This window comes from Bacillus cereus group sp. BfR-BA-01522 (assembly GCF_022662635.1).
Classification (GTDB): domain Bacteria; phylum Bacillota; class Bacilli; order Bacillales; family Bacillaceae_G; genus Bacillus_A; species Bacillus_A cytotoxicus.
Genome location: NZ_JAKUDY010000001.1, coordinates 167,039 through 192,862, shown reverse-complemented (window position 1 = coordinate 192,862; position 25,824 = coordinate 167,039). Strand labels below are relative to the sequence as shown.

Genomic DNA, 25,824 nt, shown 5'->3' with positions numbered 1-25,824 from the left:
CATTTATTTCCTCAATTGAAGCCCCATTATAAAATCAACAAGAAAGTGGGCGAAAATTGTTATAAGCAAATTCCCCGTCCATTGAAATACATATCCGAAAATAAAACTTATAATACAAACAAAAGAGAATAAAAATGGCTTCGTAATATACCGGATATGTAAAATGGCAAAGATAAGGCTCGCAAGTATAAGTCCAAAATGTGTTTGCAAAACACCCCGGAATAAAAGTTCTTCAGCAAATCCGATAAAAAAAGTCACAACTAGTAATTGCATCACTGACATTCCTCGGAACATGCGATCATTAATACCACCATCATCAAACCATGACTCCGGCAAGATTTGCATTGCAAGATAATCTACTAGCACAATCCCACAGGCAATCCCGCCGCCTATGAAAAGAATAGAAAACGGTTCCCATTTCCATAAATTGGAAAATTCTTCTTTTCCTGGAAATAATATATATGCTAGCAAACATCCAATACTTATTATAATCAGTTGTGTGATATAGAGGTTAAGTCGTATCTCTTTCGGACTCATATCTTCAACGCTACGCCTTTGAATATTCATCATTCCTCCGTTCTCCCATACCAAAGAGCAATTGTAACTCTGTTTCCCAATTATAGTCGAAAACTGACTGCCTTGCTCGTCTTTTTTTATACTCTTCTTTTATAATACCGCAGTAGTCACAACAATTTTTTATCTTATCTTCCTTTTCATACCCGAACAGCTGTAATAATTGTTCTCGTTTACAACCTTGAATTTGTAACCACGATTTCATCTTTTCTAATTGATTATATTTATTATAAAGGCGTTTCTCCACCTCTAATATTAATTTTTGCATCGTTTCATCTGACAAGTCTTCTAATATAAGCATATTTTGTTGTACGATTTCCATTTTTTCTAAATGATACTTAAGAAAACGCCAATGTTGTTCATTTAATCCTGCAGTATGATAACAAATTTCTGCCACATCTTCTATCGGTAATCTTTTCGTTTGAAGTAATTTTTCTTGTAATAAAGCAAATAAAAATTGAATTTGCTTTTTATTAGGCAATTCATCTTCAATAATAGAAATAGGTAAATCATGATCGAGTGGACTACATAATAAAATCGCTATACTCGCCTCTCCATCACGACCTGCTCTTCCTATTTCTTGCAAATAGGAAGCAATATTCGTAGGATAATGAAAATGAATAATATACCTTGTATTCGGTTTGTTAACTCCCATTCCAAAAGCACTTGTGCAAATAACAAGTTGCAGTTGGTCATTCATAAATTGCTGCTGAATTAACATCCTTTCTTCATGATCCATTCCACCATGATAAAAAGCAACATCTATTATTCCTTTACTCCTTAAATACTCCGTTAACCGCTCTGTCCAAGCTCTGCTGGAGCAATAAATAATTCCTGGCCCTTGCAAGTAAGAAACATGCGAAAGAAGCGCTTCTTTTTTTTCCTCTATCGTTTCTAAAAACTGTACTTCTATAGCGATATTCGGTCGATCAATTGAATACACATGCTGGGAGACATTCTTCAAGCCTAAACTTACTATAATATCTTGCAATACTTCCTTTGTAGCCGTCGCCGTTAATGCTAGTACTGGGGGACGGCCAATGCGCATAATTACTTGATCCAATTTTTTATAATCTGTTCGAAAATCATATCCCCATTGTGAAATGCAGTGAGCCTCATCTACAACAAACAAAGAAATAGGAATTTTTTTCAATTCTTTCATTAATAATTCAGATTGCAACATTTCAGGTGAAACGAAGACAAATTTATACCATGCTAACTGCTTAATCGCTTTTCTTTTCTCACTTAATGTACGAAAACTATTAAATGCAATGACACGATTTTTCACAACATATTTCAGCTGTGTAACTTGATCTTCCATTAAAGATAGAAGCGGAGAGACAATCAATACCGTTCCTCCTTGCAACAAACCCGGAAGTTGATAGCACATAGACTTTCCTTGTCCTGTTGGAAGCATTGCTACGACATCTTTCCCTTGCAGTAAGTCTGTAATAACCTCTTTCTGTCCTTGGCGAAACTCCTTGTATCCAAACCATTTATTTAAATGCTCTTCAAGTTTCATTTGTTCCCTCCAGTTGTGCTAATACTAGGCGAATTTCAAAATAAGAAATCTCCTCTCCTACCGCTTGTTTTAATGCACGTAGCTTCCTTGTTTGTAACGTTTCAATCACTTGTTTCACGCGTTTTATCTTATTCTTTTCAATAAACATTTCAATCGAAAAAGCTTTTTCTCTTAATGCAATTTCTACAAAATGATCTTCTATTGTGGCAAGTTTTAAATTTCTAATCACTGCAATTTCTTCTAATGAGTATCCTTGTTTCCATAGTCTATATGTTTTTTTTGTTGATAAACTAAACAAATCTTCTCTTTCATTCGGATAAGATACAATTTTCGTTAATAAAGGAAACTCTTTCTCTCTTTGACAAACAACTTGAATCATATAATGAATCGTGCTCCAAAATAACAAATAAACTCGAAATACATCTTCATTTATTATTTCAGCAAGCTGTTGCAGCGTATAACCAATTCGTTCATACCCTGTTAAACGATATGTCAAAATCGTCGCTTCTATTTCATCCATATTCTTTAAAATATTGTACATTTCTTCCCATAGTCTTGTTGCTAATTCACTTCTTACATATGGTAACCCAATCAGAAATTCTTTTACCCACCGAGTTACTTCTGGATCTTGTTGAATAGGAATAAACTTTGTGTTTTTCTGTTGTAAGTTCGATACTGTTTGAATCGTTAATGATAACCTTTTCCAAAAAACTTCGCCAAGATCCCCGTAATTCAATCCATCTAAGTGCTTTGGGAAAGCCATTGTCTTTTCCAAAGTCTCTAATTGCTTTTCACCACGATCCGTTAGTACATATGTATTTTCGTGCTTAACTTCAATCCATTCCGAAGCTAAAATACGTTCGATTTCTTGCTCATAATTAGATCTTGTCAACGATTTATATACACCAAAAAGAAATGAAATCCGAAATATTTTTCCATCCTGTAACGTTTGGGAGGAACGTTTTCCCTTCAACAAATAATAAATGGAAGAAACGGTTCGTTCACCATTCAATTGTTTTAAACAATATAATATAGTGTATTGAAATTGCATTACCGCTTCCACCTCTCGATATATTTTTCCTTCCTAGACACTTGGCTCCAGAAATAAATCAAAAGCTTTATGGATGAAACTTCCTACGCGCAAATTTTTTCAGAAGGAAATAATAGAAAAAGATTGAATACACTATCAATAACATTTATCTACCGCTAAACTTTTATCTTCTATTTCCTATTGTATCAAACTGCTTAGCATTTAGGCATTTTGAAAATCTTATGAAATAACTAAAAAATAAGTTGACACCCTAATTGATAAGCATTATCATTATAATTTTATGTTGAAAAGTTTGAAGAACCGTTTTACAATAGGATTATAATTTTTATAGCGAATGTTTCACATACATATTATCAGGAGGGAAAAAAGATGGCAAAATATACAATCGTTGATAAAGACACTTGTATCGCATGCGGAGCTTGCGGAGCTGCTGCACCAGACATTTATGACTATGATGATGAAGGTATTGCCTTTGTAACATTAGATGATAACCAAGGAATCGTTGAAGTGCCAGATGTATTAATCGAAGATATGATGGATGCATTTGAAGGTTGTCCTACTGATTCCATTAAAGTTGCTGATGAAACATTTGATGGAGACGCTCTTAAATTCGAATAGTCCGTTTATTAACTTCAAAAAATCCCCCTCATGGAAATGAGGGGGATTTTTTGTGATGCAGCTCAATTCAGCATAAGACAAAAAAGCCTCTCTGCTAATTAAAGTTTCAATTTATCCACGAACCTCTTCCATCTAGCTTCTCATCAATAGGTGGATACTAAAAAGTCATGAGCGGTATCTTCACCACTCATGACTTTTTATGCATTTTTCATTTTCGCAAATACCCATACTTTCAAACGTGAGAACAATGCTACAAATACAACTGTTACAGCAATTCCTTTTACTAAATTAAATGGCAGTATCGCCGTTACAATCATTTGTCGCATAGCACCGCTCGACATAGCTGGCGAATTTAAAAACCACGTGTACGCTGGTAAAATGATGAAGTAATTTAACACACTCATGATAAGAGCCATCATAATTGTTCCTAGCATCAAACCCGTTGTTAAACTTTTGATTGTACGGTGTTTTCGGAATAGGAACGCCGCTGGTCCAATAAATAAGCATCCCGCAATAAAGTTTGCGATTTCTCCAATTGGAACCCCGGTCAAACTCCCTTGAACTCCATAATACAGAATGTTTTTGATTCCTTCTACAACTACACCTGCAATCGGACTAAAAACAATCGCTGCAATTAATGCCGGTATATCGCTAAAGTCAATTTTTAAAAAAGGTGGAAATCCTGGGAATGGGAAATCCAACATCATAAGTAGATACGCAATACTACTAAGCATTGCCACACTCACCATTTGTACTACACTGTTTTTTTGTTTCATCCTGCTCTCTCCTTTTCCATCGATCATCTCATGGAAAGTAGAAAGGTTCTGCTATGCCTGCTTTTCCTATCATAAAAAAACCCTTTGCGTTTTACACAAAGGGAGAAATTTTAGGCACCTCAAACAGACGTCCAAATACTAATCTTTTTTGAACGCTTGAACCTCCATCTTCTCCCATCCAGACTGTACTGTCGGCTTTGGAATCGCACCAAATCCTGCCTTAACGGCTCGCGGGCTTAGAACTCACATATTCATATACTCATTCATTACCGCCGGTCGGGATTTTCACCCTGCCCCGAAGATAGACCGATATTCTATTTTCTTCTTCATTATACAACAACATGTGGCTGTTGTGAATAAAAAGATTGTAACTTATTAAAAATAAGTTATTTATTTTTAATCCACATCTTCTACCACCTATTACTTTACAATTCAAACCAATTATTTCATATTTTCCAGCTCAATTCTCTAGCTATCCATACAGAAAAGTGATAAGATGTTGAAGTGTTAAGATAAGAGCATTTTCTTAATATGGAGGAAATGTCATGAAAAAAGAGAAAAGACACTCAATTCGCGAAACGATGAAAAAAAACTTAAGAAAAGAATACTTTTATTTAAAAAAAGAATTGCTTTTCTATTGTCCAATTGACCTAGGCACATTTTCGACAGAAACATACTACGCTACCTTTGATAAAGAAGGAATTAGTATTTATCAATATGATAAAAGTGCGGAAAGTAAACTAAAGCTATGCGAGCGCCATGCATGGAGCAATTGGAGAAAAGTGAAAATCGATCATTACTTAACTACTTCACGATTCATCTTCCAAGGGAAACGAAATTGGATTCTTTCTCTGTTCCATAAAGGAAAAGATGCTCAAAAAATAATAGAAGAACATACCTCTCTACAAACAGAGGTTGTTTCTCGTTCTTTTTTAAAAAAACTACCAGGCTTTCGTTCGAATGTAACATTAAATCAATACATCGGCAGTATTTGTTATACCGCACTTATTGCATTTTTATTAAAATGGCTTATCCCATTTCAAGTACAAATTGCCCTGTACTCTTTTTCAATTGGGTGCATGCTTCTCGGTTTGTTATGCCTTACAATCGGTTTAATTGAACCGACGATTGTTTTATTTCGAACGAAAGAAAAAACAAGAGCAAAAGTCTTTTATTATTATAGCTATTTAGCTATTTCCGGATTTATATGTGTCTTTATTTTTTGGTAAAACAAGAGCTAGCTGAAGCTAGCTCTTGTTTTAATTAATATATAATCTTTGATTTGGATAAATTTGATCTTGCCGCAGTGCATTTTTCTTTTTTATTTTGTCTACCGTAGTCCCAAACTTATGTGCAATTTTAACGAGCGTATCCCCCTTTTGGACAACATATAAAGACGATGAAACGACTTGATCCCACTTTTCATCTAAAACAAGTAATGGATTCATTGCATTTCTTTTTTCAATTGTCCAATTTCCTTGATGAATTTCTAGGTGTAAGTGCGCTCCTCTCGATTCACCTGTATTTCCAACCTCACCGATGACTTCACCGTTTCGAACGCGATCTCCTTGAATAACATATCGCTTATTTAAATGAGCATAAACAGCTTCATATTTCCCATGTTTTACAAATACAACATGTCCATAACTATTGGAAAAGTACGATTTTGTTACGATGCCATCTCGAATCGCTACAACAGGAGTTCCAACTTGAGCGGCAATATCAATCCCATAATGTTTTCCATGTCTAGTCCCAAAGTAGTCACTAATTCTACCGTCGACAGGCCATGTCCACTGATTTTCATCAGCATAAACATATAATTGGGAACAAAAGAATAATCCTGTTATGATGATACCAATTTTAAAAACTTTCATATGTATCCTCCGCTTTCTATTAGCCGTTATCCTTTCTCTATTGTGGTATAATACGGAAAAAAGTATACAAAAAAAAGAAAGTGATTTAGTCCACTTCCTTTTTTCCGTTATTCCGAAACACAATCGCACTTCGATTATATTCAACATCAGCAATTTGCAAACGTGCATTCACTACTCTCGCAATCGCAAATAAATAATCAGATAACCTGTTCACATAACGCAGAACAACTTCATTTATTTCTTCTTGCTTTCTTAATGATACAATCGCTCGTTCCGCTCTTCGCGTTACTGTTCGAGCAATATGAATCGCAGCAGCCGCTTTGCTTCCCCCCGGCAAAATAAAACGTTCTAACGGAGGAGCTTCCTCTATATATTGATCAATACGTTCTTCTAAATATTCCACCATCTCATCTGTCACTTTATAAGGTACTTTCTGCCCAACAATGGCCAAATCTCCTCCACAATCGAATAATTCATGTTGAATATTTTCACATTCCTGATAAATGTCTTGAAATTTTCCATCTTGTAAGAAAGTCATAGCATATCCAATATGAGAGTTCACTTCATCAATCGTACCATATGCTTCCACACGATAATGATCTTTATCCACTCGTCCACCAACAACACTTGTTTGTCCTTTATCTCCCGTTTTAGTGTACAGTCTCAGTTCAGCTCATCCTCTCTTCAATACAGTGAAACTTTAATCAGTGGAGTTTTCTTCATCCCCCACTGATTATGAGCCCTCACCAATCGGGCTGTTACGGGTAGCCCTACTCCCACCTATCTTCCTTTCTTCTTTCTGAATCTTAAGATGGAGTCTTACTACCCTAAAATAGCGGGATAAAAAGTTCTACTATCCTTTATTCAATCGAGAAACAATCTTCAAAATGAATAAATAAAATAGTAGAACTGTTATCCTTATTCCTTATATAATGCCCATGTTATATATATTACAACGCATGATTTGGTAAGTATACAAAGAAGGTTGTTCCTTCTCCAACAACACTTGATACCGAGATTTTTCCATCATGACTTTGAACAATATTTTTCGCAATCGCAAGACCTAAACCAGTACCACCTGTTTTTCCTCTCGTTCTTGCTTTATCCGCTTTATAGAATCGATCAAATAAAAATGGAATATCTTCTTCAGGAATACCTGCACCCGTATCTTGCACTTCAAATACAATTCCAGCATCCTTCTTGTCAATAACAAGTTTCACATGCCCATCAGCACTTGTATGTCTAATTGCATTATCAATCAAATTCGTCAACACTTGCTCTAGTCGATCTGGATCAAAAGTATGCTCTGTAACCTCCGTGCGAAAATCAACAGTTAACTTGACCCCTTTATCCTGTGCAATCCCTTGGAATTTACGTCCGATTTTCTCAACAAACGGGTGAATCTCCACTTCAGACATATGCAATTCCACATGTCCACTTTCCATTCGAGCCAAATCTAAAAGTTCATTTACAAGACGCCCTAAACGAACAGATTCATCGTAGATAATTTGTACAAATTCGTTTATTTCTTCTTTTGTTTGAACAACATCATCTAAGATTGCCTCACTGTATCCTTGTAGCATCACCATCGGCGTGCGTAGTTCATGTGATACATTCGCGATAAAATCCTTTCGCATTTTTTCTAAGCGGCGCTCTTCTGTCATATCTCGAAGTACAGCCACTGCTCCACGAATTTTCGTTTGATTATAAAGAGGCGTCATTAAAACAACATAATTTCCCTTTTGGAGATTCATTTCAATGACTTGCTGTTGTTCACTCTCAGCAACAAAATGGAACTGTTCCACAAGCTCAGGCGGCAAGTTTCTACTTAACTCCAGGTCGTTTTCTTCTTGCCATACTTGCAAGAAATGTTCCGCTGGCGGATTAATGACAACAACTTCCCCTTCTTGATTTAGCGTAATTACACCATCAGCCATACTACTTAAAATGCTCGATAGCTGTTCTTTTTCTTGTTGCAGCGCATTCATATTAAACTTCAATTGCTTTCCCATTTGGTTTAAAGCTGTAGCTAACTCTCCAATTTCATCTTGGGAAACCATCGGCACTTTCGCATCAAATTTACCGCGCGCTACTTCAAATGCTACTTCACGCATCTTACGGAGCGGCGCTGTAATTCGTGTTGATAAGAAGAAAGCAAAGAATGTTGTTAAAATAATCGCAATTCCGGCTGATAGAAAAATAAAATCCGTTGCCTTTTCCATACCTTTTATTGGAACTTGTAATGATTCATATACAAATACCGCGCTATTCTTTGTTCCTTTCAACGGCTTACCGACAATCATAATATCATTTTCGGAACTTTGTTTTGTTTTCCCATCAGGAAATTGTCTAATTTTATTTTTATTTTCTTTCTGGTTGATAAAAACAGCTGCTAATTCTTTATCTGCTTTTAAATCGTCTATCGTAAGTGTGACCAATCCTTCTTGTTTCGGAGAAGCAGAGAATTCCTTACCATCTTTCACAATAATAATGCGTGAAAGCGGGTCACTAAACTTATATGCGATATTCTCAATCGTTTTTACATCCGCACCTTCTTCAACAAGCTCTGTGACACTTTGAGCTACTTTCGTCAGTCTAGTCTCACTCAAATCGACATAATACGTTCTAAAAAACTGGGAAAGTAAAATCGCTACAAAGCCAAGAACAAACGAAACAAGCAGTAATATGGTCATCCATAACTTACCTACTACACTCCGCCAAAGCATCAGTCGTTCACAACCTCAAACTTATAACCCACGCCCCATACAGTTACAATCATCTTCGCTGCATTAGGTGATTTTTTACTGAGCTTCTCGCGTAAACGCTTCACATGTGTATCCACTGTACGTAAGTCTCCAAAGAATTCATATTGCCACACTTCTTTTAATAATTGTTCACGATCAAACACTTTATCTGGAGACTTCGCTAAGAATAGTAACAATTCATACTCTTTCGGTGTTAAATTTACTTCCTGTCCATCTGCTGTAATGCGATGAGCATCATTATCAATTGTTAGATGCGGGAATACAATTACATCTTTCGTGGTTGTATCTTGTGTAAAGAATGTTGTCGATACAGAACGGCGCAATACAGCTTTCACACGAAGAACAACTTCGCGCGGACTAAATGGTTTTACAATATAATCATCAGATCCAACTTCAAATCCTTGTACTCTATTTACTTCCTCACCTTTAGCTGTCAGCATAATAACTGGTGTTGCTTTTTTCTCACGAATTCCTTTACAAACTTCTATTCCATCTTTTCCAGGCATCATAATATCTAATAGAATTAAATCATAATCATTTTGCAGTGCCTTTTCTAAAGCTGTATCACCATTGTCAGCTTCATCAATTACGTAGTTCTCTCTTTCTAAATACATTTTTAATAAACGACGAATTCGATCCTCATCATCTACAACTAAAATTCTTGGTTCGTTTTCCATTGCTACCCGCTGCGGCTTATGTTTCAAAATGACCGCTGCGGTTCACACCTACCTTTCTCCAATATAATCCTATGCTTATTCTCATTTCATAAGGAATCATGCTAAAATGATCCATTCTTCACTTTAAATATTATACTTCACAAGAATAATAAAGTTTGTTCATTATTTTTCTAAAACTATGTATTTTTCTTGAACAAGCATTTCGGCCTCGACATTATTTTACAAAATTGACCTGTACTTTGTCATGTTTTTCTCAAAAAAGAAAAACATTTGATAAAAATATAGTAGGAAAGTGACGCTCACTTTCCTACTAGCTACTATTAAAACTTTTTCTCTTATACGACTGATTCTATTTTCCTTATAATAAAAAGGTACGTTATGCGTAAGAATGCAGCCCGGCAATAATTAAATTTACGGCAATAAAATTAAACATAATAATCGCAAAACCGATTACTGCGAGCCATGCAGACTTCTCACCATGCCATCCTTTCGATAAGCGTAAATGTAAAACTGCTGCATAAAAAAGCCATGTAATAAGTGCCCAAACCTCTTTTGGATCCCATCCCCAAAAACGCGTCCACGCAATTTGCGCCCAAATCATTGCAAAAATTAGCGCACCTAGAGTAAAAACCGGAAAACCTATCGCAATCGAACGGTACCCAATTTCATCAAGCAAATCACTGTTAGCATTTTTTAAAATCGGTTGAAGGGCTGCTGATATTCTTTTTCGTAATACAAGCCTTGCTATGACATACAATCCTGTTCCAATAAGAAATGACCAAATTACCGTATTTAATTTTTTTGCATTTATTAGCGCTGGCATATCTATGACCGGCTCAAACTTTCCATCTGTTATTAATTTTCCTTCATTCGGCCCAACTAAAGCAGGTAAATGATACTCCATTTCAGCCTTTTGTTTGTTCTTATCCACCCACTGAAACTTCGCTTCATATTTCATTGCAGAATAAGTTGTTGTTACCGCTATAAATCCAACAGCACAAACAAGTGTAAATACAACGGTTTCTAGCCAAAATGTTCGCTTTGTGCTCCTAGATTGATCGACATTTTTCAGTAAATACATAACTCCTGTAATAAAGCTAATCGCTAAAATAGCTTGTCCAGCTGCCGCTGTTGTCACATGAATATGTAACCAATTACTTTTCAAAGATGGGATAAGCGGTGAAATTTCCCTCGGAAACATACTGGCATAGGCAATTAATAATAACGCTACCGGTAAGGCAAATAAGCCAACTATACTTATGCGATACATAAAGTACATAATAATAAATGCACCAACAAGCATCATGCCAAAAAATGTACCGAATTCAAAGAAGTTACTCACTGGCGCATGTCCAGAAGCAATCCACCTTGTTACAAAATATACTGTTTGTGAGGCAAATCCTAAAATTGTTATCGCTATCCCTATATTTGCCCACTTTCGGCCTTTTTCTTTTATTGCTCCTCCAAAAAAAAGCGTTGCGATTAAATATAAAATAAAAGCGATAAATAAGAAATTACTGCTTATTTGCACCATATATTCTCCCCACCTTAGCTAATTTTTTTATCATTCACTTTATCGTATGGTTGCGGAATAGATGTCCCTTCTAGTACTCTTTCAATATCTTTACGTAAACCAAACCAGTTTTTATTCGTATGACCAGCAATCCACCATTCATCTTTTACGCGTTGTATCCAAATACGGCGATGATTCCAATACATCCCTTGAATAACACCAACCATAAATATAAATCCTCCAACTCCAAGAATCCATAACGTTAAATCTTTTCGAACAACGAGTGCTGTTGCGTTTTGCATTTCTACTCCTGCAAATGCCAGTTTATATTTATTATTTCCTTCTGGCTCTATATTTTGTTGAATTCCAACGAAACTAATTTCTCCTTGGGGTGTTTCAGGTGTAAACATTTTAAACACAAACGCCGGATTATTGGGAAGCTTCGTTTTTGTATTCGGTTTACCGCTCTCATCAAAATAAAAATCTGGGAAATAGCTTAGTAGTGTAAGAGAATATCCATTTCCTAAGTCATATGATTCCTTAGGATGGTTTAAATCAACCTTAATCGGTCCCCATTTTTGCTTTGTTTCTTTATTCTGTAAATGGAAGGACATACTCCGAAATTCACTTTCTTTATAAGAATATTGATAAAGGGCGAAATGATTAAATTTAAGCGGTTCATTTACGCGGATTTTCGCTTCTTTTACTTTTTCTAATTTTGGTTTTTGTCCTGCCACTTTTTTCCCAACCGCTTTATATAAAATAGCATTCGTTTGATAGTTTTTCGCAATCATTTTATCTCCGATTCGATCAATAGCGGTATCAAATTTCTTATCTTCCTCATTTTCTTTATCATAAACTTCTTTTATAAATTTCTCATTTTTTAAGTAATACTCCCCGTTTGTTCCCGGGATTTCCTTCGTTTCTCCATCCCTTATCCAAACGGATTCATCTACATACATACTAGGAAGGACACGAAGCATTGCTCCGAATAAAAAAATGATAAGACCAACATGATTCACATATGGTCCCCAACGGGAAAAACGTCCTTTTTCCGCTAAAATGTTTTCACCGTCGACTCTTACATTATAATTTCTTTTTTTTAAATTCGCTTGAATCGTGTCCAATTCTCCTTCTTTCGGTGAAGCCGTTCCATATAATCGCTGTCTTTTTAAAAAACTCGGATGTCTTTTGACCCCTTGTTTCTTTAAAGCTTTATAAAGTGGAATCACTCGGTCTAAACTACATATCACAAGCGAAACTCCAATTGACGCAATTAAAATTATGTACCACCATGAACTATATAAGTGATTAAAACCTAATTGATAATATAATTTTCCTAAAAAACCATACTCTTGTTCATAATATTCACTCGGTGTTACACCTGAAGGAATATACATTTCTTGCGGGAATATTGTCCCTATAGCAGACGCTAATAGCGTAATCACAATGAGCCATACTCCGACTTTGACAGAAGAAAAGAAACTCCAAATCTTATCAACAATCGTTTTCGTTTGTGTAATAGAGCGCCTTGCACTTCCCTCGTAACGCATATCTAATAGCTTGGCACTTTCATTGTTTTCAAAAGGCTTACCACAAGATTCACAAAAAATAGTTCCTATCGGATTCACATGTCCGCATTCACATTTCACCTGTTCCAACACTTTCACCGCCTCTTGTTTCTATCACTATTGTATAATCTGAAACAAATTTCACGCAATACTCAGAATTTTCAACTTAGGTACTATACTTATAGTACCTCGCTAAATATGTAAAGGCTTACCCAATTATGGAGTAATCTTCTTTAAATATTCTTCCATTTGTTCTTTTGTTTGTGTCCCCGTAATCATTTGGATTACCTTTCCTTCTTTATCAATTAAAAACGTAGTTGGTAGTGGACCGACTCCATATGTATTAATAACTTCTGATCCTTTATCAATTGCAACAGGGAACTTTAATCCATATTGATTTACAAAATTTTTCACCGCGATTTCTGTTTCATCTGCATCTAACGCAATGATTTCTACACCTTTTTCTTTATACTTCGGATATAGCTCATTCATATAAGGCATCTCTTTTTCACAAGGCTTACACCATGTTCCCCAAAAGTTTAAAAATATTCCTTTTCCTTTTAAGTCTTTTCGTTCTATTTTCTTTCCGTCTAAAGTTGTCACAACGAAATTAGGTGCAACTTTTCCAACTTGCATTTTTTCTTTATCTGCAAAAAAGTTTTGATATAATGTAAAACCAACTGCCACGCTTAAAATCAGTAAGATCAGAACGCGAAATAGTAAACGATTCTTTTTCATCTCCCCACTCCTCTCTCTAGTTCATATCTATATAGGTACAAAATCACATAAAGTGAACCGTTAATCAGTGAGGTTTTCTTCATCCCTCACTCATTATGAGCCCTCGCCAATCGGGTTGTTATGGTCAGTAAGGCTCCCACTTATTTTCACAAAATGGTCTCATGTAACGAATCACCAGTGGAACAATCCACTGGTGATTCGTTATCTTGGCTTTGTAGATGCCAATGCACGCAGTTGTTTCACTTCATGCGGCGTCAATTCTCGTGCGTCACCAGGGCGCAAGCTACCTACTTCTAAGAAAGCGTATCGTTCACGCTTTAACTTCATGACTTTACAGCCAATCGCCTCAAACATACGGCGAACTTGACGATTGCGTCCTTCATGAATTGTCAATTGTACAATTGACATTTCTTTACGCTTATCCCAAGAAATAATTTTCACACGTGCCGGTGATGTTTTTCCATCTTCTAATATAACGCCTTTTTCCAACATGCGAATCTTTTCGCCTGTCAGCGGACCTTTTACCTTTGCAACATATGTTTTTTCCACCTTGTACTTTGGATGCATTAATATATTTGCAAAGTCACCATCATTTGTCATCAATAACACACCGGATGTATCATAGTCTAAACGCCCAATCGGAAATAGACGTTGCGGGATATCTTGGAAAAAGTCTGTAACAACCTTTCGTCCTTTATCATCTGATACACTCGAAATAACTCCTGTCGGTTTATATAATAAGAAATAAACAGGCTCTTCTTTCTCAAGAGGAATATGATTTACTTCTACTTTATCTTGAGGAGTTACCTTTGTGCCTAATTCGGTCACAATTTTTCCGTTAACTTTCACTTTCCCTTGTTGAATAAGCTCCTCAGCCTTTCTTCTTGATGCAATACCTGCTTGTGCAATCACTTTTTGTAGTCGTTCCATTTCCTTTTTTCACCTCAAATTTATCTTACCTTCATTAGAAACACTTGGCAACCGCCCAAGTCTTGTAGCGATTTACTCTAGTTTTCTCCAAACAACATAGGTATAGTGTAAACTTCAAAGGGTCAATAGCAAATTTTCCCCTTTATTATTATTGATGTTCTACTAGTTGTTTACAACAAAAGTTCATTATTTTGTCAAATTTACCGCATAAAAAAAACGCTATTAAGCGACACCTTAATAGCGGCTGTATACGTATTATAAGTGAATAGGAGAAAAAAATGAATAACTTTAATGAAATAATAATGAAACAAATACAATCGAACAAATAATCCCAATTAAATCAGCAAACAAACCAACCTTTAGTGCATCCCCCATTTTCCGAATTCCGACAGCACCAAAGTACACTGTTAAAATATAAAATGTCGTATCTGTACTTCCTTGCATCGTAGACGCTAATCTACCAATAAAAGAATCCGGTCCATATGTAGCAATTAAATCGGTCGTAATGCTCAAACCTGCCGATCCAGAAATCGGGCGTATAAGCGCAAGCGGAACAATCTCTGCAGGTACATGAATTATATCTAATGCGGGCTTCATAACCGATATCATCGCATCTAGCGCGCCTGATGCTCTAAAAATGGAAATAGATACAAGCATCCCTACCATAAATGGTAAAATAGAAATCGCAATTTGAATTCCTTCTTTTCCACCTTCTACAAATGATTCATAGGTCGGAACCTTTTTGATTGTCCCATATAATAATATAAATCCGATCACACATGGAATAATCCATAGTGATATAGTGTTAACAATACTCACTTTTTCCGCCCCTTCCTACTTCTTCTTCGGTAAAAATAGCGGTCAATCCAAATTGCTCCAATCATAGAAATGACTTGTGCTATAAATGTTACCCCTACAATTTCAGTTGGGTTCGCCGATTCATATGTCATTCGAATTGAAATGACAGTCGTTGGAATTAGTGTAATGGCAGAAGTATTTAGCGCTAAAAATGTTACCATAGAGCGGCTCGCAGAATCTTTCCCGCCGTTCAATTCTTTTAACTGCTCCATTGCTTTAATCCCAAGCGGTGTCGCTGCATTTCCTAATCCAAAAAAGTTTGCCATCATATTGGATAAGATGAACCCCATTGACGGATGATTTTTTGGTATTTCCGGGAATAGTCTTTTTGCAATTGGCATAAATAACGAAACTAACTTTTTTAACAAACCTGCTTCTTCTGCAATCTTCATTAAACCTAACCAAAATACTAAAACACTTATTAACCCTATACAAATTGTTACAGCATCTTTTGCCCCTGCAAAAACAGCTTTATTTACTTCTTCCATCGTTCCATTTACCATCGCATATACAATTCCAATAACTGCCATTGCCACCCATACAAGATTAACCATCGCCGTTCACACCTATCATATGAGAAAAAATTTCTCTCACATTATTCCAGTACGCCCCTGTTGTAGCTACTAATTTCCTCTTACTATAAAATAAATTTCGTTCCCCTACTTTTTCATTTCCTACATAAATAACTATTTTCCCTACTTTGTTTCCATCTTTTAAATTTGCACGTTTATCCAATTCGACTCTTAATAAAACTTTATTTTTTTCATCACTTGCTAACGGCACTGCAAAACCATTCTTTGTATAAACATGATGAGCATACTTCTTTTCTTTCAATTCCGGAAATGCCCCTTGTGCTAACACTTTTGTTAACTTATATCGTTTAAATCCTTGATCAAATAAATACATATGATCATCCCAATCACTCGAGGCTTTTAGCGTTACTACAATGAAATCCAAACCATTTTTTGATGCTGTCGTTACAAGGGTACGCCCTGCTTTTTTTGTAAATCCTGTTTTCCCTCCAGTTGCAAATTCATAATATGACGTAACAAGCTTATGTTTATTTTTCCATGGGTAATCCCACGATTCCGATTGGTATGTTTTTGTCCCAAAAATCTTTCGAAATGTTTCATTTCCCATTGCATACTTTGTTAAAAGTGCCATGTCATAAGCAGAAGAATAATGCGTGCCATCACCATCTAAACCATGTGGGTTCGAAAAGTGAGTATCTTTCATTCCAATTTCTTTTGCTTTTTCATTCATTAAATACACAAATCCCTCTATACTTCCACCAACTTTTTCAGCAATCGCTTGCGCTGCATCATTACCAGATCGAAGCATTAAACCATAAACTAAGTCCTCTAATTTCACTTTTTGTCCAGGTTTTAAATAAATCGCTGAGCCTTCTACACGAACTGCCTTGTTACTAATAGAGACCATTTCCTTCATTTTTCCCGATTCAGCAGCTAGTAACGCTGTCATGATTTTTGTAATACTAGCAATTTTTTGTGGTTCATGTTCACGTTTCCCATATAAAACACGCCCTGAATGTTCTTCCATTAATACAGCATTATGGGCACTCACATTGTTCATTTGTGCATATGTAGAATTAGGCATCGTATGCATACACATAATAAGAAGTGCAACTATCACCCAAGCTCGTTTCATACTTCCCCCACGTCCTTTTGGCACTTTTTTGTACAAGTGTATGCTTGGCCTTTTAAAATATGAATAAAATATTCTTTCTGCCACCACAAGAAAAGACGCACAAACATGCGTCTAATACGGAATCCATTCCAATTGTTTCGCTTGCTCAAATCTCTTTTGTACATCTGGCCAATTTACAACATTCCACCAATTTTTAATATATTCTTCTTTTTTATTTTTGTATTGTAAATAATAAGCATGTTCCCATACATCAAGCACCAGTAATGGTACTGTATCCCACTGGGTAAATAATTGATGCAATGTACTCTGTAGAATCTCTAACCTTCCTGAACGCGGGACCCAAACAAGAATCGCCCAACCAGCCCCTTCTACTTTTGATGCAGCTTCTGTAAAATGCTTTTGAAAACGTAAAAAGCTCCCGAAATTTTTTTCGATTTCTTCTGATAATTCCCCCCTTGGACTCCCGCCGCCATCTTTTTTCATATTATTCCAAAATATCGTGTGTAAATAATGCCCTGAACCATGAAAGGCAGCTTCTCTTTCCCAATGTTTAATTAAATCAAATTTATTTGTCCTCCGTGCTTCCTCCATCATTTTCTCCGCTTTATTTAACCCTTCTACATAACTACGATGATGCTTATCATGATGCAACATCATAACCTCTCTGGAAATATAAGGTTCCAAATCATGATATGGATACGGTAATGGAGGCAATGTATGTCCTCCAATTGGAACCGATCTATCTAAATACGTTCGTTCATATAATTCACATTGTTCCTCTTCTTGCATAAATACTTCTTGTAAATGATGTTGTATATGTTCTACATCCTCGCTAATTTCATATAGAAATTCTGCGTCTGTCTCGTATTCATTTTCTTTCATACGTTCTAACAAGCTTTGAATTTTATAAGCAAGCATATGGACATCGTATACTTCCATTGCACGGCTATCTAATACATCTAGAACACTTTCACACCAGCTCTCTACTTCATGAAAGTAATCGGTAAATACACCTTGTTGGCTCATGTCACACCTCCTCGATGCTATCCACTTTAACTATATTCACCATCATTCTCTTATATACCGTCTAAACAAGGAAAAGAAGCTAGGTTTCTTCTAGCTTCTTTTCCTTGTTTCTATCCTTTGGCATCCCATATTAATATTTGTGCAGCATTTTAGTCTGATAATCTGTTTCATAATATTCTAATTCCTCACGCATTGTCTGGAATTTCCCTTCTAATTCTTTCATCACCTTTACCATAGAAGAAGGTGGTGTTCGTTGAAATACAATCGAATTTTTTCCAGTGTATGCTGATCGACTATTTTCATACCACTGATCATTTTTTGGTGAAAAAAATTCAGCAATAACTTGATGATAAATTTTGTACAATGTTTTTTCAGCGGCTGTTTTTCGAAATGGTTGACTATTTAGCAAAATGAGACATGCATCTAATCCTTCTTCACAAAAAACAAGTAATCTTCTTACAGCTGCTAGTAATCCTTCATAGTAATTTTTATCACCTGTTGGTGCCTCTTTTAATAAAGAAGGTAGCGAATGATAGTTCACATAGTTTGTCATCAGAGCAATTACTTCCTCTAAAAATGCTGAAACCTGTTCTGTTTGATTCTCAACCATTGAATTAGACATACCCTTTTCTCCCCTTTGCCATTTTACACAATCTCTACTTGTTTCTTCTCATGTAGTTCAACCAAAATCTCTTGTACTTTTCCCACTACACTTTCATCAAAAATGTCTTGAAAATCCTCTATTCTATTGATATACACGCGTTTTTGTCTATATATATCTGGATTTTTGAGAAAATATGCAAGAGCAGCGATATCGCGTAAATATATGTCTTTTCCTTCTATTTTAAAAACTGGCTTTCCTTCAAAGGGGGTAATTTCATGCAAAATTTCTTCAAAGTATCGGACATATAATATAGAAAATGTTTTTTCCTTCCCATTACATATATATGTAAACTCAGATCTATTGAAAAAATCCTCAGACGTATTCGGTTGCGCTTTTTCTAATTCCCATCCTGCATAACCTGTTATAATCATCTCCGGCCCCTCTTCCTTCTTTTTGCTTTAGTTTAACTTATTTCCAGAATAAAAAAAACATTCTGAATCAATATTAAATGAAAAATAGAAAAAACCACTGCACTATTTTGGAATTCACCTTTTTATTTTCTTTGAAGTTTGTCATAATAAAGTATATTGTTGTCTCAGTTTTCTTAAACAAGGAGAGTTGTATTTATGTCGTTTTCATGGAAACGTTTATTACAAATTGGAAAATTTATTTTCCCGTTTGTTGTACTGACAATTGTTTTCTTTCAAGCACGGAAAGAACTAGCGGGGATTTCATTTCGCGACGCAATCGAAACAATTAAAAACATCCCAACGGGAGGGGTCTTTTTAGCGATTACACTTGGTGCATTAGCTGTATCAACAATGTTCTTTTATGACTTCGTTATGCTCCGGCACTTGAAAACAGATATACCTGTCAAAAAAATCTTTCGTGTTTCTTGGACTGCTAACACTTTAAATGGATTTCTTGGCTTTGGTGGTCTAGTTGGAGCTGGTGTACGTACGATATTATATCGTCCTTACATAAATGAAAATGGAAAGCTGATTAAAAGCATTGCTTGGATGACAACTGCTTTTATTAATGGATTAGCGCTTCTCTCATTTCTTGGTCTTATTGGAATATTGGATACACAGTTTATTTTGCATGAAAACCCTTGGCTATGGCCCGTTCTCATCTTCTTCGCTCTTTTTGTTCCTCTATATATTGGTTTTTCAAAACTAAAAAATAGAAAAAAACAAAATGTAGATGGACAAGAAGAAGAAAAAAATCCAACCGTTCTCTATTCACTTGTTTCTTTAGTGGAATGGCTTTCTGCTGGAATTGTTATGTATGTGATTTTGATGCTATTTGGAATTCACATCGATTTCCGTAAATTTTTAGGGGTATATGTAATTGCTGCTTTAGCTGGGGTTATCAGTCTTGTCCCAGGTGGTCTTGGTTCATTTGACCTTGTATTTTTGAGTGGTTTAGGACAATACGGGATTGATACAGGCGTTTTATTACCTGCCATGTTACTATACAGACTTGTATACTATATTTTACCGTTTTGCCTCGGCCTTATATTTGCTGCTTTTGAAATGACAGGGGCTGCTCTAAAAAAAATGGAAGACAAACCATTTATCGCACCCGCTTTAGAAACAACGGGGGTTCTTTGGACATTACAGCGCGATTTCATCGGAAAATTAGGATCTTGGGCCTCAGCAGCGCTAACAGCTTTTGCTGGTTTAATGGTTATTTTGTCAACGATTTTACCGACGAGTATAGACCGAGCACATGCATTACATATTTTAGCACCAAAACATCTCATTCAATTTTCTTTTAGCTTATCACTCACATTTGGTATCCTTCTTTTTATTTTATCAAGAGGGATTTACTATGGAACAAAACGGTCTTACTATATGACCATCGTCTCATTAATTGGTGCTGCTATTTTTAATACGTTAAAAGGGATTGATATTGAAGAAACTTTCATTTTACTAATTGTACTTGCTGTTCTATACATGCTCCGAAAAAGGTTTGTACGTGAGAGAATGGAAGTATCTTTCTCAGATATCATAAAACTATTTATATTTTTATTCATTATTTTATATTTGTACAAGAACTTAGGAGTTGTATTTGCAGAAGCAAAAGATGCATTTAAACCTGATTTTGTCGTTCGTAATATTACACAAGTAAAACGAAGTGCACTTGCAGCTGCGTTCTTTGTGCCAACTTTTTTACTTATCGGTTCGCTCATTGCCAACCGTTACCGCAATGAATTTCCTGGGCAACCAGCAAACGATAAACGTTTGCAAAATTTTTTAGACCAATATGGTGGAAACGTATTAAGCCATCTAGGCTTTTTAGGAGATAAACAATTCTTCTTCAGCAGTGATGGAAAAGCACTTCTTTTATTTTCTATCACAGGAAAACGGTTAGTCGTACTCGGCGATCCAATTGGTGATCCTACTTCCTTTCGGACAGTACTGCAAGAATTTCTAATAGAAGCTGATCGATTTGGCTATATTTGCGTTTTTTATCAAATTGAAAGTAGATGGATGAGTTTATATCATGACTTTGGCTATAACTTCTTTAAACTTGGTGAGGAAGCTGTTGTAGACCTAAATACATTTACGATTTCCGGAAAGAAACGTGCTGGATTACGCGCTACTTTTAACCGTTTTGAACGAGAAGGTTACACGTTCTCGATTCACCAACCTCCATTTTCAGATGCGTTATATGAAGAGCTAAAAAAAGTATCGGACGCATGGCTTGGCGGAAAAAAAGAGAAAAGCTTTTCGCTTGGATATTTTGATAGAGAGTATATCAATCGTGCTCCAATCGCTACTTTATCAGATGCAGAAGGCAAAATAATCGCCTTTACTACATTTATGCCTGTTTACCAAAGCGGTATCCTTTCTGTAGATTTAATGCGCTATTATCCTGACGCACCGAGCGGAATTATGGATGCAATCTTTATTCATCTATTCCAGTGGGCGAAAGAAAACGATTATCATTCCTTTAATATTGGTATGGCACCTCTTTCTAATGTTGGATTGTCTGCTCAATCATTTTGGTCTGAACGAGTTGCCGCTGCTATTTTTAACAATGTACGTTATACATATAGTTTTAGCGGGTTACGACATTTTAAAGAAAAATATAAACCAGTTTGGAGCGGAAAATATTTAGCATTTAGGAAAAACCATTCATTACCCGTTACAATGCTTGCTGTAACAAAGTTAATAGGAAAGCGAAAAAGCAGCTAATGATTAGCTGTTTTTTCGCTTTTGTACTTGAACAATAAACTCCTGTTTATATTTTTTATCATTTAAATAAAACGTCCCCCATATTTTATATGTTCCTTCTTGTGGAAATGTTATACGATACTGCAATTGTTCTTCCACATGAAAAGGTACTCCATATATAAAATGTTCTCTCTCTTCATCAACAATGGAAAGTGTACTTTTTACTCCCCGATGAGAGCCTATTTTCAGCTTCTCCCCTTTTTTAGCTTGAAACTGAAACGTTAATGTAGCTGCTTCATTTGGATGTAGAGCACCAAATAAAAGCGAAACTTGGTGGTCACCAATCTTCTTTGTTAAAATGGTATCTCCTACCAAACCTTTTGGCTTGTTCTTATTTTTTTCTCCAAAGTTTTTCTTAGAAAAGGATGATTCCGTTTTATTATGGTCTTCATATAAAAAAACTGTATATTCCTTACTTTTCTCTATCTTTTGCGTTATTTTATAGGATCCACTACCGATAAAGATAGGTTTTACCTCCTGTATCTCTCCTAAATTCTCATCTACAACAACTGCTCGAAGTTGATCATTTACCCCTCGAATCGCATTGCTCTTTTTGTTAAACAACTGAAATGCAAGATCTACTTTTTTATTTTCTTTTCCTTTCTTTATATCCCATTTCACTTCTTGAATCATGGCAGTTGTTTCTGCTATTCCTTGATATTTCTTTATGTAAAAACCTCCAGCAACAAGCAAGAATAAAGCTACAAATGCAATCCCAAGATTTTTCATCAAATCACCCACCGCATTTTTTACCAATTCGGGTTCTTATTTCGTTACTCCATCTCTCTTTTTTATGTATTCTATATAACCATTTATGAAATCCTTCTATTTTACTAAAAGTAAGAAAAAGATTTAAATTAGTAGTATTACTAGTGTATAATGCAGATGATATTGATTTGTATTCATACATAATGAAGGAGGTTATTTTATGAGCGTTCATATTGAAGCGAAACAAGGGGAAATTGCTGAGTCTATTTTATTACCTGGCGATCCATTACGCGCAAAATATATCGCGGAAACATTTTTAGAAGATGTAACTTGCTATAATAATGTGCGTGGTATGCTAGGGTTCACTGGAACATATAAAGGGAAACGTGTTTCTGTTCAAGGAACAGGCATGGGGGTACCTTCTATTTCCATTTACGTTAACGAATTAATCCAAAGCTATGGAGTAAAAAATTTAATTCGTGTAGGAACTTGTGGGGCCATTCAAAAAGATGTTAAAGTACGCGATGTGATTATTGCAATGACAGCATGTACAGATTCTAATATTAATCGTTTAACATTCCCTGGTTTCGATTTTGCACCAGCTGCAAACTTTGATCTTTTAAAGAAAGCATATGATGCAGGAACAGAAAAAGGACTTCATATTCGTGTTGGGAATGTATTAACAGCAGATGTATTCTACCGCGAGAGCATGGATATGGTGAAAAAACTTGGTGATTACGGTGTATTAGCAGTAGAAATGGAAACAACTGCACTTTATACATTGGCAGCAAAATATGGTGTAAATGCCCTATCTGTATTAACAGTAAGTGACCATATTTTTACGGGAGAAGAAACAACTGCAGAAGAGCGTCAAACTACATTTAACGAAATGATTGAAATTGCTTTAGAAGCAGCAATCCAACAATAATAGCGTAAAAGAACTCGTCATACGTCTGGCGAGTTCTTTTTTCATATTTCAGGATAACTTCTTTCTTTGCTACATTTGAAAGTAAGAACGTTACTACTCATAAAAAATGTACTAAAACACGCTATGATATATAAATATATTTAGAAAACCATTCATACGAGTATATGACTTTTTACAAAAAACTTTTCTAAACAGAGACAGATTTTCAATTTTTACTTACTACTATCGTTTGTTATAATAAAGAAAATATTTATATGCATATACTGAGGTGAAGAAGTGAAAAAAAGAAGCATTGTCTTTAAACTTTTTTTATTAACAGCGGCACTATTTACGATTACTTTTCTCCTCTTTTTCATTGGACAATCTTTATATTTAGAAAAATTTTATATTGATAAAAAAATAAAAACAGTTCAAACGGCCTTTGAAAAATTTGTGACAAGTTACGAAAAAAGTGATGGTACATTTGAAGAAGTAAGAAAACTAAAACAAGAGTTTCATGATAAAACCAATTCCGATATTGTCTTATTAGGTTCAGATGGAAGCATAAAAAGTGAAAATAATTACTATATTGAAATCGTTGATCGTTTATCTAATAAACAGCTTATGATTCCTCTTAACAATATTTTAACAATTGATGAATATAATAAATTTATAAATTTACAGTTGAAGGTAAACGATCCTATCCAAGTTCAGGGGATTGTAAGACAAAATTCAATATTCCCTACTAAAATTAGAACCAATTATAATGTATGGCGAAATGATAATCTCTTAGCTGACATTGGGCCATTGATTACTCCAAAAAACAAGTACACAGAAGGACAGTCAAAATATACGATTCGTACATTTGAAGGTGTTATTTCTCAAATTCACCTTCCGTCTAAAAATGAAATTCGCCTTGCAAATAATATAGAAACATTGTATGCCATTCAACAATGGAACTTTGCATCAAGTCCTGATAATGCGAACGCAAATGAACTTACTACTTATCCAGTAGGTGACGATGATGACAGTAAAAGTCAAATTTTCGTACAACCTATTGTAGAAAGTGGACATATTAAAGAATTTGTTTTCGCCATGACTTCGTTGCAACCTGTTAATGAAGCGATGCTTGTTTTAAAAGATTACTACGTGTATGCACTTATCATCGTATTTTTTGTTATTATTTTATTATCCTTTTATTATTCAAAAATCATTGTAAAACCGCTTATTAAAATGAATCGAGTCACAAAAAAAATGGCTAACTTTGATTTCACTGAAAAATTACCAATTTCAGCAGACGATGAAATTGGCAGTCTATCTAGTAGTATTAATACGCTATCGGTTAATTTAAAAGACCGTATTGATCGCCTAAATATTGCAAATACAAAATTACAACAAGATATTGAAAGAGAACGACAATTAGAACGAACAAGAAAAGAATTTATTTCTGGCGTATCTCACGAATTAAAAACACCACTCAGTGTGATTAGAAGTTTTGCAGAAGGAATTAAAGACGGTGTTAGTAAAGATACAACGTACTATACGGACGTCATTTTAGAAGAAACAGAAAATATGAATCGATTAATTGTCGAAATGTTAGAACTAGCCAAACTAGAGTCTGGTACCTATAAATTAGAAATGACGACTTTTTCAATTGGGGATCTTATTCAGCAAGTATATACAAAGTTACTATTTAGTATGGAAGAAAAACATTTACAGGTAGAAATGGATATAGATTGTTCTATATACGTTAAAGCAAATCGAAATCGTATTGAACAAGTTGTTGTGAATTTACTAAGTAATGCCATCCGTTATACTCCTGATACAAAGCATATTTGTATTCGTGTGATAGATGGAGAAGAGAAAGTAAAAGTTGAAATTGAAAATAACGGTAACCCAATTCCAGATGAAAGCTTACAAAAAATATGGGATCGCTTCTACCGTTTAGATGCTTCACGAAGCCGCCATACTGGTGGAACTGGACTTGGTCTATCTATTGTCAAAAATATTTTAGAATTACACCATGCTAATTACGGTGTATATAATATCGACAACGGGGTTGTTTTTTATTTTGATTTACAAAAAGTAAAAGAAGTCAAATAATTTGTCTTAATTTCACGAGGAGTTCACATGGAATTCACACTCTCCCTTTATAGTAGTAACCAAGTTAATCCTTTCCTTTACACATATAAAAGAGGAGAGT

Annotated in this window: 24 protein-coding genes and 1 riboswitch; of the genes, 5 read left to right on the top strand and 19 right to left on the bottom strand. The window is 35.2% G+C overall.

Going from position 1 to position 25,824, the window contains the following annotated elements; translation table 11 throughout:
- Positions 1–3 precede the first annotated feature (3 nt).
- From MR059_RS00970 to MR059_RS00960, 3 genes are read right to left on the bottom strand one after another with little or no spacing between them, the layout of a single operon-like run.
- Positions 4–567, bottom strand: a complete 564-nt coding sequence (locus MR059_RS00970) for a CPBP family intramembrane glutamic endopeptidase (protein ID WP_041810299.1) — start codon at positions 565–567, stop codon at positions 4–6.
- Complete coding sequence (locus tag MR059_RS00965; RefSeq protein WP_011984283.1) at positions 548–2,095, bottom strand: RecQ family ATP-dependent DNA helicase; 1,548 nt, start codon at positions 2,093–2,095, stop codon at positions 548–550. Before MR059_RS00965 ends, MR059_RS00970 begins: the two co-directional genes overlap by 20 nt.
- A complete protein-coding gene (locus MR059_RS00960; protein ID WP_011984282.1) occupies positions 2,085–3,146 on the bottom strand; it encodes a YpbB family protein in 1,062 nt (353 codons plus the stop codon). The genes MR059_RS00965 and MR059_RS00960 overlap by 11 nt, the downstream gene beginning before the upstream one ends.
- Positions 3,147–3,515: 369 nt before the next feature.
- Here MR059_RS00960 and MR059_RS00955 point away from each other — a divergent pair, with 369 nt between their 5' ends.
- Positions 3,516–3,764 carry a ferredoxin gene (locus MR059_RS00955; RefSeq protein ID WP_011984281.1) on the top strand — a complete coding sequence of 83 codons (249 nt, stop codon included), beginning with the start codon at positions 3,516–3,518 and terminating at the stop codon, positions 3,762–3,764.
- Positions 3,765–3,961: 197 nt separating this feature from the next.
- Here MR059_RS00955 and MR059_RS00950 read toward each other — a convergent pair whose 3' ends face one another.
- Positions 3,962–4,540 (bottom strand): ECF transporter S component, encoded by a 579-nt coding sequence (locus MR059_RS00950; protein WP_011984280.1) that lies wholly within the window; start codon positions 4,538–4,540, stop codon positions 3,962–3,964.
- A gap of 162 nt (positions 4,541–4,702) precedes the next feature.
- Positions 4,703–4,847: riboswitch (FMN riboswitch) on the bottom strand.
- A gap of 238 nt (positions 4,848–5,085) precedes the next feature.
- Here MR059_RS00950 and MR059_RS00945 point away from each other — a divergent pair.
- Positions 5,086–5,769 carry a hypothetical protein gene (locus tag MR059_RS00945; protein ID WP_011984279.1) on the top strand — a complete coding sequence of 228 codons (684 nt, stop codon included), beginning with the start codon at positions 5,086–5,088 and terminating at the stop codon, positions 5,767–5,769.
- Positions 5,770–5,799: 30 nt separating this feature from the next.
- On the opposite strand, the gene MR059_RS00940 is transcribed toward MR059_RS00945, so the two are convergent.
- The 14 genes from MR059_RS00940 to MR059_RS00875 all read right to left on the bottom strand — a co-directional run bounded on the left by MR059_RS00940 (position 5,800) and on the right by MR059_RS00875 (position 19,195).
- Positions 5,800–6,414: a peptidoglycan DD-metalloendopeptidase family protein gene (locus tag MR059_RS00940; protein WP_011984278.1), complete on the bottom strand. Its 615-nt coding sequence runs from the start codon at positions 6,412–6,414 to the stop codon at positions 5,800–5,802.
- Positions 6,415–6,499: 85 nt separating this feature from the next.
- A complete protein-coding gene (locus MR059_RS00935) occupies positions 6,500–7,081 on the bottom strand; it encodes a cob(I)yrinic acid a,c-diamide adenosyltransferase (protein WP_041809574.1) in 582 nt (193 codons plus the stop codon).
- Between the two features lie 283 nt (positions 7,082–7,364).
- Positions 7,365–9,140 carry an ATP-binding protein gene (locus tag MR059_RS00930; protein ID WP_011984276.1) on the bottom strand — a complete coding sequence of 592 codons (1,776 nt, stop codon included), beginning with the start codon at positions 9,138–9,140 and terminating at the stop codon, positions 7,365–7,367.
- Positions 9,140–9,856, bottom strand: coding sequence for a response regulator transcription factor (locus tag MR059_RS00925; protein ID WP_011984275.1), 717 nt, complete (start codon positions 9,854–9,856; stop codon positions 9,140–9,142). Before MR059_RS00925 ends, MR059_RS00930 begins: the two co-directional genes overlap by 1 nt.
- 376 nt (positions 9,857–10,232) lie before the next feature.
- On the bottom strand, positions 10,233–11,390 hold the full coding sequence (ccsB, locus tag MR059_RS00920; RefSeq protein WP_011984274.1) for a c-type cytochrome biogenesis protein CcsB: 1,158 nt from the start codon (positions 11,388–11,390) through the stop codon (positions 10,233–10,235).
- Between the two features lie 14 nt (positions 11,391–11,404).
- The gene (resB, locus tag MR059_RS00915; RefSeq protein ID WP_011984273.1) at positions 11,405–13,033 is read right to left on the bottom strand and encodes a cytochrome c biogenesis protein ResB; all 1,629 of its coding nucleotides are present in this window, start codon (positions 13,031–13,033) and stop codon (positions 11,405–11,407) included.
- A gap of 123 nt (positions 13,034–13,156) precedes the next feature.
- Positions 13,157–13,678: a thiol-disulfide oxidoreductase ResA gene (gene resA / locus MR059_RS00910; RefSeq protein ID WP_011984272.1), complete on the bottom strand. Its 522-nt coding sequence runs from the start codon at positions 13,676–13,678 to the stop codon at positions 13,157–13,159.
- A 201-nt stretch (positions 13,679–13,879) separates the two neighbouring features.
- Complete coding sequence (rluB, locus tag MR059_RS00905) at positions 13,880–14,608, bottom strand: 23S rRNA pseudouridine(2605) synthase RluB (protein ID WP_011984271.1); 729 nt, start codon at positions 14,606–14,608, stop codon at positions 13,880–13,882.
- Positions 14,609–14,896: 288 nt separating this feature from the next.
- Positions 14,897–15,427: a spore maturation protein SpmB gene (gene spmB, locus MR059_RS00900; protein WP_011984270.1), complete on the bottom strand. Its 531-nt coding sequence runs from the start codon at positions 15,425–15,427 to the stop codon at positions 14,897–14,899.
- Complete coding sequence (gene spmA, locus MR059_RS00895; RefSeq protein ID WP_011984269.1) at positions 15,424–16,020, bottom strand: spore maturation protein SpmA; 597 nt, start codon at positions 16,018–16,020, stop codon at positions 15,424–15,426. The genes spmB and spmA overlap by 4 nt, the downstream gene beginning before the upstream one ends.
- Entirely contained in the window at positions 16,013–17,134 is a 1,122-nt protein-coding gene (locus tag MR059_RS00890; RefSeq protein WP_011984268.1) for a D-alanyl-D-alanine carboxypeptidase family protein, read from the bottom strand. Before MR059_RS00890 ends, spmA begins: the two co-directional genes overlap by 8 nt.
- A gap of 111 nt (positions 17,135–17,245) precedes the next feature.
- On the bottom strand, positions 17,246–18,160 hold the full coding sequence (locus MR059_RS00885) for a superoxide dismutase (RefSeq protein WP_011984267.1): 915 nt from the start codon (positions 18,158–18,160) through the stop codon (positions 17,246–17,248).
- Positions 18,161–18,290: 130 nt separating this feature from the next.
- On the bottom strand, positions 18,291–18,782 hold the full coding sequence (locus tag MR059_RS00880) for a YpuI family protein (protein WP_011984266.1): 492 nt from the start codon (positions 18,780–18,782) through the stop codon (positions 18,291–18,293).
- A 23-nt stretch (positions 18,783–18,805) separates the two neighbouring features.
- The gene (locus tag MR059_RS00875) at positions 18,806–19,195 is read right to left on the bottom strand and encodes a hypothetical protein (RefSeq protein WP_011984265.1); all 390 of its coding nucleotides are present in this window, start codon (positions 19,193–19,195) and stop codon (positions 18,806–18,808) included.
- Between the two features lie 195 nt (positions 19,196–19,390).
- Between MR059_RS00875 and mprF the strand changes: the two genes are divergently transcribed.
- On the top strand, positions 19,391–21,967 hold the full coding sequence (mprF, locus tag MR059_RS00870; protein WP_011984264.1) for a bifunctional lysylphosphatidylglycerol flippase/synthetase MprF: 2,577 nt from the start codon (positions 19,391–19,393) through the stop codon (positions 21,965–21,967).
- Positions 21,968–21,970: 3 nt separating this feature from the next.
- Here the strand turns inward: mprF and MR059_RS00865 are convergent, their stop codons facing one another.
- The gene (locus tag MR059_RS00865; RefSeq protein WP_011984263.1) at positions 21,971–22,735 is read right to left on the bottom strand and encodes a hypothetical protein; all 765 of its coding nucleotides are present in this window, start codon (positions 22,733–22,735) and stop codon (positions 21,971–21,973) included.
- Between the two features lie 199 nt (positions 22,736–22,934).
- Between MR059_RS00865 and deoD the strand changes: the two genes are divergently transcribed.
- Together deoD and MR059_RS00855 are read left to right on the top strand one after the other, a co-directional pair.
- Positions 22,935–23,642, top strand: a complete 708-nt coding sequence (gene deoD / locus MR059_RS00860) for a purine-nucleoside phosphorylase (RefSeq protein ID WP_011984262.1) — start codon at positions 22,935–22,937, stop codon at positions 23,640–23,642.
- Between the two features lie 276 nt (positions 23,643–23,918).
- On the top strand, positions 23,919–25,724 hold the full coding sequence (locus MR059_RS00855) for a sensor histidine kinase (RefSeq protein ID WP_011984261.1): 1,806 nt from the start codon (positions 23,919–23,921) through the stop codon (positions 25,722–25,724).
- The last annotated feature ends 100 nt before the right edge of the window (positions 25,725–25,824 follow it).